The following is a 13,420-nucleotide window of genomic DNA, read 5'->3' as shown; positions in this document are numbered from 1 at the left end:
CACAGGTTCAGCACCTGTGGTCGCCCTTGCACGATCATTTGTTAAAGCGCATCTTCGCGACGGCGGCATTTTCCGGATAGACAGTGACGAGCTTGCCGTCCTGCCACTGCATGCCCATCATGCTGGCACGCTCGTTCTGGTTATTCTTGCCGAACTTCACGCCGTAGCCAGCAGCTGTCTGACCATCGGGAATATCCAGTGCCTTGGCCGCACTGACGATCTGGTCCGGTTCAAGACCTTCGCCCGCATTGAGCGCCTGGAAGACTGCCTTCGCACCGACATAGTTGTTGAGCGAATGGCCCGAACGCGGTTCCGAACCATACTTGGCCTTGTAAGCCTCAACAAACTTGGTCAGGCCCGGCGTCGCCTCGGTATTGACCGCATATTGCGTGAAGTCGACGTCGTAAACGCCCTCAATCACGTCATGCCCCACTGCATCGGCAGTCGGCTGCATGGAATAACCGCCACCGCCACCGATAACGGCCAGCGGTTTGTAGCCCGTCTCATTGGCCTGCTGAAGAAACAGAACAGAGTCGTTCTGATAGGAGGTCTGCATGACAACATCGACGCCCTTTTCACGCAGTTCCAGAACCAGAGAGGACATGTCGACGGTATTGGACGGGTAACCCGACTTCAGCACGACATTCAGACCGGCAGCCTTAGAGTTTGCTTCCTGATGGCCCGCAACCGAGGTGCCGTAAGACGAATCTTCGTAGATGATGCCGATCTTCAGATCCTTCGCATCCTTGCCGAGACCCGGCGCGATGCTCTTGACCAGCATATCGACCGAATCCTTACCCATGTTTTCAGCGGTCGGATTGGTGCGGAACAGATATTGCAGGCCACGTCCCGTCACTTCATCGGCAACGGCGCCGAGTTCGAAATAAGGAACGCCTGCAAGTTCGCTGACCTGCGAAGCGGCAATAACGCGAGCCGACGAATAGGTGCCGAAGATAGCCTTGACGCCTGAAAGCGAAATCAGGCGGCGCGCTTCGCCAGTGGCCTGGTTGTTATCAACAGCATCACCGCGCTCCAGCACAATCTTTTCGCCCTTGATGCCACCAGCTGCGTTGACTTCCTCAACGGCAAGCTCAAGACCACGCGCGCTTTCTTCGCCCAGAAGAGCGAGAGGGCCGCTGATCGGATAGAGTGAACCGATCTTCACATCGGCGAAAGCCGCAGACAGCGCGGTCGAGGAAAGTGCGATGCCGAGCGACGCACTCATAAGCAGTTTGGATAGTTTCATTCTCTCTCTCCCTGAAGAATTAATAGTCGAGTGCTTGTTTTCCGGTGAAACTGGTGACAGGCGGGTAAGCGCGTTCGTCGGTGACGACGTCAATGACAGTCAGAACATTGGAACGAAGAGCCGTCTCAAGTGCAGCGGCAAGTTGATCAGCGCGCTCTACCCGGATGCCATTGACACCGCAGGCTTGCGCAATTGCCGCATGGTCGACCGGCTGGAAATGCACGACATCGGTATATGCACCAAAGAGGCTGAGTTCCGCATGTTTCTGGTAACCCAGAATCTGATTGTTGAGCACAACAACCACGACTGGCAGGTTCATCCGCTTGGAGGTTTCGATCTCGGCCCAGACATGCGCGAAACCACCGTCGCCCGTCAGGCAAATAACCGGCGACTGCGGGCGAGCTGCCTTTGCGCCCAGCGCAAACGGTAGTCCCCAGCCCAAACCGGCCAGGCCCCGTGGCGTGATGACCCGTTGTCCGCCGGAGCGGATGGTCACACCATCGGCAACCCAGATCGAGGAATAGGACGCGTCCGCCACGACAATGGAATCGGGCGTAAACAGACGGTCGATTTCCGCGACAATCCGTTCGGGCCGCAGTGGTGTCGCATCCGAACCCGCCTTGGTCTCGCGCAGTTTTGCGCCGTCCTTCAAGCCATCGCGAATGCGTGTCTCAGTGGCCGAGCGCTGCGCCTCGCGAACAGACAGGTCCTGCAGCTTCAGGGCTGCAACAAGGGCTTCGAGCCCAAGACGCGCATCGCCGACAAGGCGTAGCGCCTCGTAGTTGCGGCCAACCTCTGTGCCATCAATATCGATCTGGATATAGCGCGCGTCTTTGGGATAAAGCTGCCAGCTGTCGGTGCCGTTCTGATTGGTGCGATTGCCGACCAGCAATATGACATCTGCGTCCTGCACCATCGGCGCGAGCTGACCCGCACGCGCGCCAGGCCCCATGAAATATCCCACCACGCCAAGCGAAAGCGGATTGGTTTCGTCGATTGCACCCTTGCCCATCACCGTGGTCGCGACAGGGAAACCGAGAGCCTGCAGCGCAGACAGAGCTTCATAGCCGCGCGCACTGTGCACGCCGCCGCCAGCAATAACCAAAGGGTGACGTGCGGACGCAAGCAGCGCCGCAGCTTCGCTGACACGTGCCGGATCTGGCGCAACCGGATCAAGAGGGTAATGGCCAAGAGAAGCCTGACGTGCAGTCTTTAATGCACCGTCGTCCAGTTCATCGAGAACATCGAGCGGAACCAGAAGAACAGCCGGGCCTGCACGACCGGTCGTCGCAGCCGTAAAGGCCATATCGACATAGTCTTCGATACGCGAAATCTCGCTGACGCGACGAACCCATTTGGCTGCTCCGTCAAAGAGCGCCAGATGATCCAGCTCCTGAAAAGCGTTCTTGTCGGTAAACTGGCGATGGACATCCTGAACAATTGCCACAACCGGAATAGAAGCCTTGAGTGCTTCGGCGAGGCCCGGAACCAGCAAGGTTGCTGCCGGACCGTTCTGAGCGGTTACGACCGCAACTTGCCCAGAGACGCGGGCATAAGCATCGGCCATGGCCGCACCCGCATTTTCCGTACGGTAGCCGACCTGCGTAATGCCGAAATCAGGCGCGGCAAGAAAGAACGCTGAAGGGATCGACTGTCCGAAGACACGGGTAACACCATGGCGCTGCAACGCGCCTGCCAAGATATGAGCGCCGGTACGATTGGAACGTCGTTGAACATCTAGCATCTGCGCTTACTCCTCGCCGCAGGCAGTCGTTTTAAGAACAATCTTGCCGGTATGCGCTGAGGCTTCGAGATGGGCATGGGCTTCACGCACATCGGCAAGGTTGAATACGGAATCGATGACGGGACGAGCCCCCTTGTCGAGGATCAACGGCAAGACCTCGGTCTCCACCGCGCGGGTCAATGCCGCCTTCATCGCCAGCGGGCGCGCGCGGAGCGTCGAACCGCTCAGCGTGAGGCGCTTGAAGAGCAAAGGTCCCATGTCCATCTGGGCCTGCGATCCTTGCTGGAAGGCGATTTGCGCAATGCGTCCATCCTCGGCCACCAATTGCAGATTGCGCTGCATGTAGCTGCCGCCGACCATATCGACGATCACTTCTGGTCCACGCCCCTCAGTCAATGCCCGGCCGGCCTCAACGAAATCGGTTGTGCGATAATTGATTGAGGCCACCGCGCCCAGAGCTTCGGATGCACGGCACTTGTCGTCCGAACCGCATGTGGTGATCATGCGTGCGCCGATGGCCTTGGCCAGCAATGTCGCGGTCACGCCGATACCGGACGTGCCGCCATGCAGGAGCACCGTTTCGCCGGGCTGAAGGCGAGCACGCTGGAAAAGGTTGCTCCAAACCGTGAAGTAGGTTTCGGGAATACCTGCCGCCTCAATCATCGACAGACCGGCTGGCACCGGTATGCAGACATCCGCCTGCACCACGGCTTCTTCAGCATAAGCGCCACCGGCCACCAGCGCCATGATGCGGTCACCCACGCGGAAACGCGTGACGTCATTCGCCGTCTCAAGGACCACGCCCGACAGTTCCAGCCCCAAAACGTCAGTCACACCGGGCGGTGGTGGATAGTTACCGGCACGCTGCATGGCATCGGGCCGATTGACGCCTGCCGCATGCACTTGTACGCGCATCTCGCCGGGCTTCAGGGCGGGCAACTCACGCGCAACAAGTTCGAGAACTTCAGGGCCACCCGGACGGGCAGCTACAACGGAAAGCGTCGTCATATCAGACATTGGGATTTCCTTCGGGAAACAGCATCACTTTGAGCGCGGCCCGCTTTCGGGCGAGCGCAAATCCTTCTTCGGCGTCAGCCAAAGACAAACGATGGGTGATCATGCGGGTATAAAGCTCAGGCTCCGCAGCGAGACGCTCAACGGCTTCAGCGAAGGCTTCCGGTGTGGCGTCGTGGCTGCCGCGCAATTGCTTTTTGCCGCGCACCAGCACATTGAGATCAAGAGTGAGTGGTTCGGCATGGATACCGACAACCACCAGAACACCGCCAGAACGAAGCTGGGTCAATCCGGAAGCCACACTTTCAGCGCGCCCGGTTGCTTCGAAAACGATATCGAGCCCGCCCTCGAAGTGGCTCGTCACAGCATCCGCCAAATTCACATGCTTCAGGTCCACACAAGCTTCGATGCCCATGGCACGCGCCAGCTCGAGGCGTGCATCATCATCATAACCAGCAAGCATCACCTTCGCGCCGCGCGCTTTGGCGACAATCGCGACGCCCATTCCGATCGGACCGGGTCCCAATACCAGCACCCGATCTCCAGGCAAGACTTCGCTGACATTGACGGCATTGATCGATACCGCCAGTGGTTCTGTAAGTGCGGCCACGTCCAGCGGCATTGCATTGGGCAGCAACAGCGCATTTTTAGCGGGGATACGCACCTCTTCCGCGAAGCCACCATCCCGATGGAGACCAATCACGCGGCGCGATTCACAACTGCCGGGGCGACTGCTGCGGCAGGATTTGCATTTTCCGCAAGCAACGGTTGGACAGCACACAACGGCATCGCCGATGGCAAGCTGACTCACGCTAGCGCCGAGGCCAGTCACGATCCCCGTAAATTCATGTCCGAGGGTAAGCGGCAGAAAGGATTCCATGAAGCCGTAAGCTGGCTCCCATGCATGCGCATGGAGATCGCTGCCGCAGATGCCCGCAGCATGAACTTTAACGGCAATCTCTCCCGTGGAGAGGGCCTCAATTCGATCGCATTCTACCAACTCCGCACCCGGAGCGGGTAGACGCTTGCGCAAGGCTAGCATTAAATCCTCCTCCGGCGCACCGGCTCCTCAACCGTATCGCGCCATGTCTATATATGTTATAAGCCACATGTTATAACACTGAGTCAATTGAGAACCGCAAGATTGCCGATCAAAGGGGTGATGAATGGTAGAAGCTACAGCGACCGAATGGATAAAACCCATTCAAAGACAAAACCTTAGCGAGCTTGCCTATACCAATCTGCGTGAGGCGCTTATGGAGGGCCGACTCAAGCCGGGCGAAGACCTGCCGTTGCGTCCGATCTCCAGAAGCTTCGGAATCAGCGCCACGCCGATGCGCGAAGCGCTGTTTCGGCTTGTCGCCGAGCATGCGCTTGAGATCGATGGACGTGGCCGTATTTCCGTGCCTCACCTCACCCGTGCGACGCTGATTGAAGTTCGTAAAGTGCGCGGTTTTCTCGAAGGAAACGCTGCGCGTGAAGCCGCGCTCAATGCCAGCCCAGAGGCAGTCGATGCGCTTGAGGCTATTCATAATAAGCTGAGTGCAGCCCAGGATGCCGATGACTTTCCTACCGCCATCGGGCTGAACACCAAATTTCACCTGAAACTTTGTGAGATTGCGGGCCTGCCGGTCACGCATGAAATGGTATCCAATCTTTGGGTCCGCTGCGGGCCCCTGCTCTCTCATCTCTATGATGGCGGCGTACCGCTGAACTGGGATCCGCATCCGCATGTGCGCATTGTGAAAGCCATCCGCGCCAGAGATCCCGACGCCGCCTATGAAGCGCTGAACATGGATATTGAAGGCGGTGGCGCCGGACTGTTGGCACATGTGAAAGACTGATACTCTCGCCACGTCCTGTGCGGCTTTATGGGGAGCAGGCATGTCCATTGCTCTCTCAGGCTGCCGTATAACGGGACTCGACCCACCGTATTGACGCCTCAAGCCCATCCGCATCCAACGGACGCGGCAGATGGCCGATGTGCGGCGCAGTCATCGTTCTGCTGACGATTTCTCCGATCTCGTCGTCAGCCGCAGCGCGTCCACCGAGTTCGATCAAGGTGGCTGGCAGGCCGACACGACGGGAAAAGGCAACAAAGGCATCGATCTCAGGCGTCTGCGCCCCTTGGGCGTGCATCTGAACGACATTTGCATAGGCAACCTGAAGGCCATGCATTTTTTCCGCGAAAGGCGATACTGCGGTCAGCCCACGCGTCATCGAATGCGCGACGGACAAGCCCCCGCTTTCAAAAGCAAGGCCACTCATCAGGATTGTCGCTTCCACGACGCGCTCCAGCGCGGGCGTCGGTGTTTTCCTGTCTAATGCGGCGAGTGCGGCCTCGGCATGTTCCAGCAATATTGCGTGGCACGCTTCGGCCAGAACCACAGCTGTCCAGGCGGAACTGCCACCGAAGATGTTCTTGCCCTGCGCATTGGCGCAGCATCTTACTTCATGGATTTTCCCGATCGCGTCGCCTATTCCAGCCAGGAAAAATTGCTTCGGAGCTTTCGCGATAACCGCCGTATCGGCCAGAACAAGCTCGGGATTACGCGGGAGTTTGCTGACGCCCACCATGCGATGGGCATCGTCATACATGACATAATTGTGCGAGGTCGGCGCATCCGTCGATGCGATGCTTGGCACTGTTACGACTTTGGCGTTCAAGCGATGCGCCAAGGCTTTGCCCGCATCGATGCATTTGCCGCCGCCAGCTGCCGCAACGACAGAAGGCACGCCGGCGAGCGCATCATGTAACCTGGTGATTTCGGCCTCGGTGCAATCACCGCCAAACATCAACACCGCGACTGTGATCTGCTGGTTGCGAAACGATTGCTCGATCATGTCTCCGTACTGTTCCCACAGCACGGGGTCAGCGACCAGAACTGCATCTCCGCCCAGTCGAACAAGTTCGGGACCAAGCTCTTTCAGAGCTCCAGCACCCTGCACATAGCGCGATGGTGATCCAAAAATTATCATTTGCGTTCCTCCCGCCCCGCCGAATTTTCGCGATTACATATCATATATGATGCTTGATGTATCCTCAAAGAGTCAATATACATATTTTCGTCTGGTCGGAAGGAGCCGCCTTGACGCAAACATGACGCCCGCTTTCAGGATTGGCCCTTGCGGCGCATATGCCACCCATGGAGAAGAATATGACCCTGCCATCGCCCGTCGGAATGTCATCCGCTGGAGCATCGCCCGGCGCGAACAGCTATATGCCCGATGAGAAAACGGTTTCATTTCTGCGCGAGCGCGCGCAGTTCATTCGACTGGAAACCATCCGACTGATCGATATTGCAAAGACCGGTCACTACACCTCTGTCTTCTCGGCGGCAGAAGCCTTCGCAGCGCTTTATTACGACGTGATGAACCTGCGTCATGGCGAGCCGCATTGGGACGAACGCGACCGGTTCACGATTGGCAAGGGCCACGCAGCCGTTGGCCTGTTTCCGATTTATGCGGATCTCGGCTTTTTCCCCAAAGAATGGCTCGATGATTACACGCGGCTCGGCAGTCCGCTCGGCGATCACCCGGACATGCGCAAGGTTCCAGGCGTGGACTTTTCGTCCGGCTCTATCGGTCACGCGCTATCGAATGCTATCGGCATCGCCCTCGCGCAGCGCTGGACCGGCAAATCCTACAAGGTCTTCTGCATGATGGGCGATGGCGAAATGCAGGAAGGTCAGGTCTGGGAGGCGGCACTCTTTGCAGCCCAGAACCGGATGAGCAATCTTATCGCCATTGTCGATCGCAACGGCTACCAGCTCGACGGCAAAGTGGACGACGTGATGAACATCGAGCCGCTTGACCAGAAATGGTCGGCTTTTGGCTGGGAAGTCCATGAAGTCGACGGTCATGACGTGACCGCTGTCACGGAATTGTTGCGCCGCTTGCGCGCAGACGACACCCGCGAGCGCCCCGTCGTGGTGATTTCCAAAACAGTGAAAGGCAAAGGCGTTTCCTACATGGAAACCGAACCGGGCTGGCATTTGGGCTGGCTGGACACCGAGGACGCAGACGCAGCCGTAGCCGAAATCAAATCGAAGGTAATCTGATATGAGCAGCCCTAAATCCCCTAATTCCTGGCAGTATCGCGGCCTGAATATGGTCAATCCCGGCCTCGACCACCTTTCAAATGGCCTGATGCAACTCGTCGAAGCGGGGCATAATGTAGTCGCCGGCTCCGCCGACCTTCAATATTCCAATGGTTTGAACCGTTTTGCCGCCGCCCATCCCGACCGATATATTTCATTCGGCATCTCCGAGCAGAACATGGTTTCTGTCGCAGCAGGGATCGCCACCTGCGGCGTTACGCCCTTTGTGGCGACTTTCGCATCCTTTCTCGGACTTCTGACCTGCGAACAAATCCGCATGGATGTCGCCTATTCCGCGCAGCCGGTGCGGCTGGTCGGCCATCATACGGGTATTTCGCTGGGCTTCTACGGCACCTCGCATCATGCGACGGAAGATATCGGAACGATGCGTTCCATCGCCGATCTGGCCGTGGTTTCGCCGTCCGATGGGGCACAGTTGGAAGCCGCAATCCGAGCTTCAGCCGATTGGGATCAGCCGATCTATTTCCGTATCGGGCGCGGTCGCGATCCGGTGGTTTATAGTGACGGCGCGAATTTCCAGTTCGGCAAGGCGCATGTTCACTCTCTCGGGGACGAGCTGACAATTATCGCCTGCGGCATTACCGTTCATGCTGCGCTGGAAGCAGCAGTCGCACTCAACGCTGCTGGTCATTCGGTCGGTGTCATCGACATGGCTTCGATCAAGCCGATGGACCGCGATGCCGTTCTTGAAGCCGCAGAACGATCCCGCTGCATCATGACGGTGGAAGAACACAATGTGCTCGGGGGCCTCGGCTCGGCTGTGGCAGAAGTGATTGCCGACGAGGGCAAGGGCGTGCGCCTGAAGCGCCATGGCATTTATGACGAATACGCGTTGATCGCTCCGCCGACGCATCTTTACGCACATTATAAGCTTGATGGGGCCGGTATTCACGAAGTCGCGGAATCCTTCATTCGCAAAGGTCAAATGGCATGAAAACGGCAGTCATCACAGGCGGCGGCACTGGTATCGGCCTGGCCACAAGCAGATTTCTGCTGTCGCAGGGCTGGCGGGTGATCGCTGGCGGCATGGACAAGGAAGAGCCCCTGCCCGAGGGGCTTGAGTTCATCCAAACGGATGTGACCAATACCGATGATCTTGACCGGTTGATGAACAGTGCCGAACGAATTGATGCGCTCATCAATTGCGCTGGTATCATTCGGCAGGCGCGCGAATGGCAGGCAGCTGAATTCCATAAGGTGCTTGAGGTCAATCTCACCGCCTCTCTGGCAGCAGCGACCGCAGCGCGGGAAAAGTTGCTGGCCGCAAAAGGCAGCATCGTCAACATCGCATCCATGTGGAGCTGGTTCGGTTCGGCCAACGCGCCCGCTTATGCCGCATCCAAGGGCGGCATCGTTGCACTGACGCGTTCCCTTGCCGTCGCGTGGGGACGTGAGGGAATACGCTGCAACGCCATTGCTCCGGGGTGGGTAAACACGCGGATGGGAGCAGGCGCTAAAAACGATCCATCGCGCGGGCCAGCTATCACAGCACGTATTCCGCTTGGACGCTGGGCGGAGCCGGAGGAAATCGCGGAGGTGATCGGCTTTCTCATCTCACCTGCCGCGCGTTATATCAATGGAGCGCTACTCCCGGTGGACGGCGGCTATTCCATCGCATGATAAAGGCCGTGCCTCGTTAATCGCGAGGCGCGGCACAACAGCACTCAGCGAGCGTTCTCGCTGTTCTTTTCTTCTATCCGGGCGACGAGTTCATTCGCCCATTGAATATCAGCCTGCATTGCATTGCGCGCGGCGTCAGGATCGTTGCGACGCAAAGCCTCGATGAAGCGGAAATGCTGATGATCTTCGCCGGACAATTGCCTGACTGGCATTTCCTCGTGAAATGTACGCAGGAACGGCCCCATCAGTGTCCACATGTTTTCGCAAATCGTTTCGACATAGGGCAGCTCGGCGCGGCGCAAAATCAGAAAGTGAAACTCACGATTTGTCTGAGCGGCCTCGCGTGGGTCCTGTGCCGCCGCTGCGGTGAAACTCGCATTGAGCTTCTCGAATTCTTCTACAATCTCACCTGTAGCAGTTTGGCCGACGCGGTAGGCCGCCATACCTTCCAGATTGTTGCGAATAGCCACAATCTCGCGCAGATCGCGCGGCGTCAAAACAGGCACCGCGACCGAGGTGGCGGCAACAAAATTCAGGGCCTGCTCCGAGGCCAAACGCATGATAGCTTCGCGCACCGGCGTAATCGATGTACCGTAAAGTTCGGCCACACCGCTAATCGTGAGACGCTCCCCCGGACGATATTCACCCTCCATGAGAGAGAGGCGCAGATTGCGATAAATCTGTTCCGACAGGTTCGCTTTAATGACTTGCTTCTGGACCATCCAAATCGCCTTTCATTTGGATATATCGCAGCAAAATCAAGCGATGGCCAGCCATAAAGTGGCATTACAACGCGGCAACCCATCGCGGACCACTGAGCGCAAACAAAGCACATTCGTTGAGTCTAAGTGCTCCAGTTTGGTTGAGCGCAATGCCTCTCTCTTATCATCAGTCTATAAACCACAACCTCTAACTTCCGCCGCGTCCACGACATGCCTGCACTAAAAATGATGGCTGACGAGAGCCGCACCCAGCCCCACCAGTATCGTGCCACACGCCTTTGGCACCATCCAACCCATCTTGTTACTGTGGAAGTGTCCGAAGGCGAGAGATGCAATAGCGACAGCTGCAACGTCGGCAGTTGAGAAAATCAAGTTTACGACGATGCCCAACACAAGGAACTGAAGCCAGAGCGGAATTTCGGTCGCCGGCTGCACGAATTGCGGCAGAAAAGTTAGGAAGAACAGCGCTGTCTTCGGGTTGAGAACTTCAACCACGATACTGTCGCGAAACGTTTTTGATACCGGACTTCCGGATTGATCGCCTTCTCTATTCCAATTAAAGAATAGGGCGAACCCCGACCAGATCAGATATCCGGCACCGGCAAACCTTATAATTGCGTAGATGATCGGTGCGTGTTCCATCAACGATGCAAGGCCTATCGTGGCAGCAACGATATGCACGTAACATCCCAGATGAACACCAAGAGCCGCCATCAGGCCAGCATTGCGACCGTGCGCAAGGGTTTGCGCGGTCATGTAAAGTATTGCTGGCCCTGGCACGCAAGCAAATGTCAACGTCGCAACAGCAAACGGTATCCATAAGTCCAGCGACGACATAATGGCTCCTCCCCATGGTCCAATGGCAGGAGTATTAGGCTTCGCTGAAACGCAATGATATACGGCAGGTGTCGTATTTAGACGGCAGGAATGCACGGATAATCTACTTTTGGTTAAAGCTTTTTAACGCGTGTCAATGCACATAAATGTCCCGATCACACCACTAACTTTGTTACCGCGACCACTTACGAACCGGTCAATGGGATGACATTAAAATCGTGGGCTCGATTTTAGCAATTCCCTGATATGGATTTGCATGAATCGCCAGTATCCACAGACATAAAGTTGCGCTGACCGTGTATATAAGCAGAGCCACAACTCCGGCACGAACTCTGTCTGAATGTGTCGAAGAAATCGCAATTACTGTCATGATAGTGAGAGAAATAACCAAATACCATCTGTAGGTATCAACAGACGTCGTTCCGATAGAAAGCCTCATGCTTCTGGCATCTTGCAGAATATCAAGATCGCTTAATAAATACGAAATTACGGGACCTGGAATATTTTCTTTGCTCATTTTCAATATCACGTCGCGGATGTCCTGCAGGGACTTTTCGACCGAGCCAGCCGGCTGCAGGTTTATGTTCTTCACCCATTCATCGTCTACGACAGCGTTCCTGTAGCGGATCAATACCTCTCGCAGAGGAGGTGCATCGATTTCTGGAGAATCGGCAATTCCAATCAATCGAATGATCGCGGAGCGTTCATCGCGTGTGGCTTGATTTGCTTTTGCGGTAATGGCCCATATGTCAGCCGCGACAAATCCGAGTGCAAGCGCCCAAGCCGTCGCCACTGTAGCGACAAATGCTCCGACTGGTATCGATAGAGGGTCACGTTCGGCATATTTTGCAAATATATGCAGCATCAGGCGCCCAAACAGAAAAAACGCTCCCCCTAATGCAGCAAACGCAAGGAGAGACATTTGGACGGAGAGCGCAAATATCGTAACCATCTTAAAGGTGCCCCGTTTCTTTTTGACTTCCAATATTATTGTTACGGTATAGAATACTAATCGCCAATAAATATTACGATGCTATTAAGTTTGCGACCATAGTGGTATGGGCATTTCTTGGGAGAATAGCCATGCAAAAAAAGATTTCAGCCGCAGCAACCAGTGTGGTGTTACTTATCAGCCTGGTGAATTCCGCGTCAGGCGCGTCGATAGGCGGAGGTAATCCCCACCCTGTTAGCGATTACGTGTGCAAAGACGGCACTCATCTGGCTGTTCGTCTCCTCGGAGAGAGCGCTTCGGTATCTATCAACGGCAAACCCGCCATCGACCTGCCCTCCCAAGGGACCGATGGAACGACCTATTCCGACGGCCAGCAGACACTGGCGATAGTAGATGGTCGACTCTCATGGACCATAGGCCTGGCTGAGCCGATCGCTTGCACCGGCGGCTGAGCACCTCCGCGGCCAACGGAGAGCACCGTAAGTTGAGAAGACAAATTTTATTTATAATTTATAAGATGATTAATGTGTCAGTCGAGTTGACAGCTGGCTTCAATTTAAACGCGAACTTATAAGTTTATCTCGGAGCGCCCGATTGCCGCAAACAATCTCACCCATACAAGCAAGCAGCAAGATGCGTTGATAGACTCAACGTTTTAAAGCACCCACAAGTCAGAACTTCCGTATCCGCGCTTAAGTCTGGCAACAAACGCTCAAGACGCCCCTAGCTTCTTCCCGGCTATCTCGCAGCGTTGAATCACGTCCACCGGTGCTTCAAAATCAAAGTCGGCAACGGTCTCGTTCTCCGCAATTGCCTGCCCCAACACCTTGAACTCCTTGCCGCTCGCTCCTGGCTTTAAGCTGAACGCATGGGCTTTGAGATGAACTACTTTTCCGCGTACGAGGCTCTCCCCTTCCCCGCCTTTCGTCCTTATATCCCCATCAACCGTGATGGTACCAAACGGCTTTGACAGCTGGACCCCGATTGCGCCATCACCAAAGGTTGTGATGCTCTGGAATTCGGCATGGTTCAGCGTACCGTCATAAAGGTTGAATCCCCGCGCACCCAGACCATGCGTCTCGATAGGAGAGAGCTGGCTCGGGAAATCTGCACAGCTAGGATAAGTGGAATTTCCGCCTGACTTCAGCTTAAATGCTGGGAACA

At 56.2% G+C, this 13,420-nt stretch carries 14 protein-coding genes; 5 read left to right on the top strand and 9 right to left on the bottom strand.

The features are described 5' to 3' along the window. Positions 1 to 34: 34 nt before the first annotated feature. From HWD97_RS19885 to HWD97_RS19870, 4 genes are read right to left on the bottom strand one after another with little or no spacing between them, the layout of a single operon-like run. On the bottom strand, positions 35 to 1,246 hold the full coding sequence (locus HWD97_RS19885; RefSeq protein WP_109366210.1) for an ABC transporter substrate-binding protein: 1,212 nt from the start codon (positions 1,244 to 1,246) through the stop codon (positions 35 to 37). Between the two features lie 19 nt (positions 1,247 to 1,265). Beyond that, on the bottom strand, positions 1,266 to 2,990 hold the full coding sequence (locus HWD97_RS19880) for an acetolactate synthase catalytic subunit (protein ID WP_109366211.1): 1,725 nt from the start codon (positions 2,988 to 2,990) through the stop codon (positions 1,266 to 1,268). 6 nt (positions 2,991 to 2,996) lie between these two features. Continuing rightward, complete coding sequence (locus tag HWD97_RS19875; protein ID WP_124915352.1) at positions 2,997 to 4,007, bottom strand: NAD(P)H-quinone oxidoreductase; 1,011 nt, start codon at positions 4,005 to 4,007, stop codon at positions 2,997 to 2,999. Further along, positions 4,000 to 5,046, bottom strand: a complete 1,047-nt coding sequence (locus HWD97_RS19870) for a zinc-binding dehydrogenase (protein WP_124915351.1) — start codon at positions 5,044 to 5,046, stop codon at positions 4,000 to 4,002. The genes HWD97_RS19875 and HWD97_RS19870 overlap by 8 nt, the downstream gene beginning before the upstream one ends. A gap of 124 nt (positions 5,047 to 5,170) precedes the next feature. Here HWD97_RS19870 and HWD97_RS19865 point away from each other — a divergent pair, with 124 nt between their 5' ends. Beyond that, positions 5,171 to 5,848, top strand: a complete 678-nt coding sequence (locus HWD97_RS19865; protein ID WP_109366214.1) for a GntR family transcriptional regulator — start codon at positions 5,171 to 5,173, stop codon at positions 5,846 to 5,848. 55 nt (positions 5,849 to 5,903) lie between these two features. Here the strand turns inward: HWD97_RS19865 and HWD97_RS19860 are convergent, their stop codons facing one another. After that, the gene (locus tag HWD97_RS19860) at positions 5,904 to 6,983 is read right to left on the bottom strand and encodes a glycerol dehydrogenase (protein WP_109366215.1); all 1,080 of its coding nucleotides are present in this window, start codon (positions 6,981 to 6,983) and stop codon (positions 5,904 to 5,906) included. Between the two features lie 179 nt (positions 6,984 to 7,162). Between HWD97_RS19860 and HWD97_RS19855 the strand changes: the two genes are divergently transcribed. From HWD97_RS19855 to HWD97_RS19845, 3 genes are read left to right on the top strand one after another with little or no spacing between them, the layout of a single operon-like run. Continuing rightward, positions 7,163 to 8,065, top strand: a complete 903-nt coding sequence (locus HWD97_RS19855) for a transketolase (protein WP_319080296.1) — start codon at positions 7,163 to 7,165, stop codon at positions 8,063 to 8,065. Position 8,066: 1 nt separating this feature from the next. Further along, a complete protein-coding gene (locus tag HWD97_RS19850) occupies positions 8,067 to 9,059 on the top strand; it encodes a transketolase family protein (protein ID WP_109366216.1) in 993 nt (330 codons plus the stop codon). Next, positions 9,056 to 9,745, top strand: coding sequence for an SDR family NAD(P)-dependent oxidoreductase (locus HWD97_RS19845; protein ID WP_109366217.1), 690 nt, complete (start codon positions 9,056 to 9,058; stop codon positions 9,743 to 9,745). The genes HWD97_RS19850 and HWD97_RS19845 overlap by 4 nt, the downstream gene beginning before the upstream one ends. Before the next feature lie 44 nt (positions 9,746 to 9,789). Here HWD97_RS19845 and HWD97_RS19840 read toward each other — a convergent pair whose 3' ends face one another. From HWD97_RS19840 to HWD97_RS19830, 3 genes are all read right to left on the bottom strand, one after another. Then, positions 9,790 to 10,467 (bottom strand): GntR family transcriptional regulator, encoded by a 678-nt coding sequence (locus tag HWD97_RS19840; protein WP_109366218.1) that lies wholly within the window; start codon positions 10,465 to 10,467, stop codon positions 9,790 to 9,792. Positions 10,468 to 10,686: 219 nt separating this feature from the next. Beyond that, positions 10,687 to 11,304 carry a LysE family translocator gene (locus HWD97_RS19835; protein WP_109366219.1) on the bottom strand — a complete coding sequence of 206 codons (618 nt, stop codon included), beginning with the start codon at positions 11,302 to 11,304 and terminating at the stop codon, positions 10,687 to 10,689. Positions 11,305 to 11,500: 196 nt separating this feature from the next. After that, entirely contained in the window at positions 11,501 to 12,256 is a 756-nt protein-coding gene (locus HWD97_RS19830) for a DUF4239 domain-containing protein (RefSeq protein ID WP_109366220.1), read from the bottom strand. Between the two features lie 131 nt (positions 12,257 to 12,387). Here HWD97_RS19830 and HWD97_RS19825 point away from each other — a divergent pair, with 131 nt between their 5' ends. After that, complete coding sequence (locus HWD97_RS19825; RefSeq protein WP_109366221.1) at positions 12,388 to 12,708, top strand: hypothetical protein; 321 nt, start codon at positions 12,388 to 12,390, stop codon at positions 12,706 to 12,708. Positions 12,709 to 12,968: 260 nt separating this feature from the next. On the opposite strand, the gene HWD97_RS19820 is transcribed toward HWD97_RS19825, so the two are convergent. Next, positions 12,969 to 13,420 (bottom strand): hypothetical protein (locus HWD97_RS19820; protein WP_371835470.1); only part of this gene is annotated, 452 nt, incomplete at its 5' end.

The organism is Ochrobactrum sp. C6C9 (assembly GCF_022627935.1).
Classification (GTDB): domain Bacteria; phylum Pseudomonadota; class Alphaproteobacteria; order Rhizobiales; family Rhizobiaceae; genus Brucella; species Brucella teleogrylli.
Note: the sequence above shows the minus strand (reverse complement) of the source record. Positions and strands in the feature narration are given on the sequence as shown.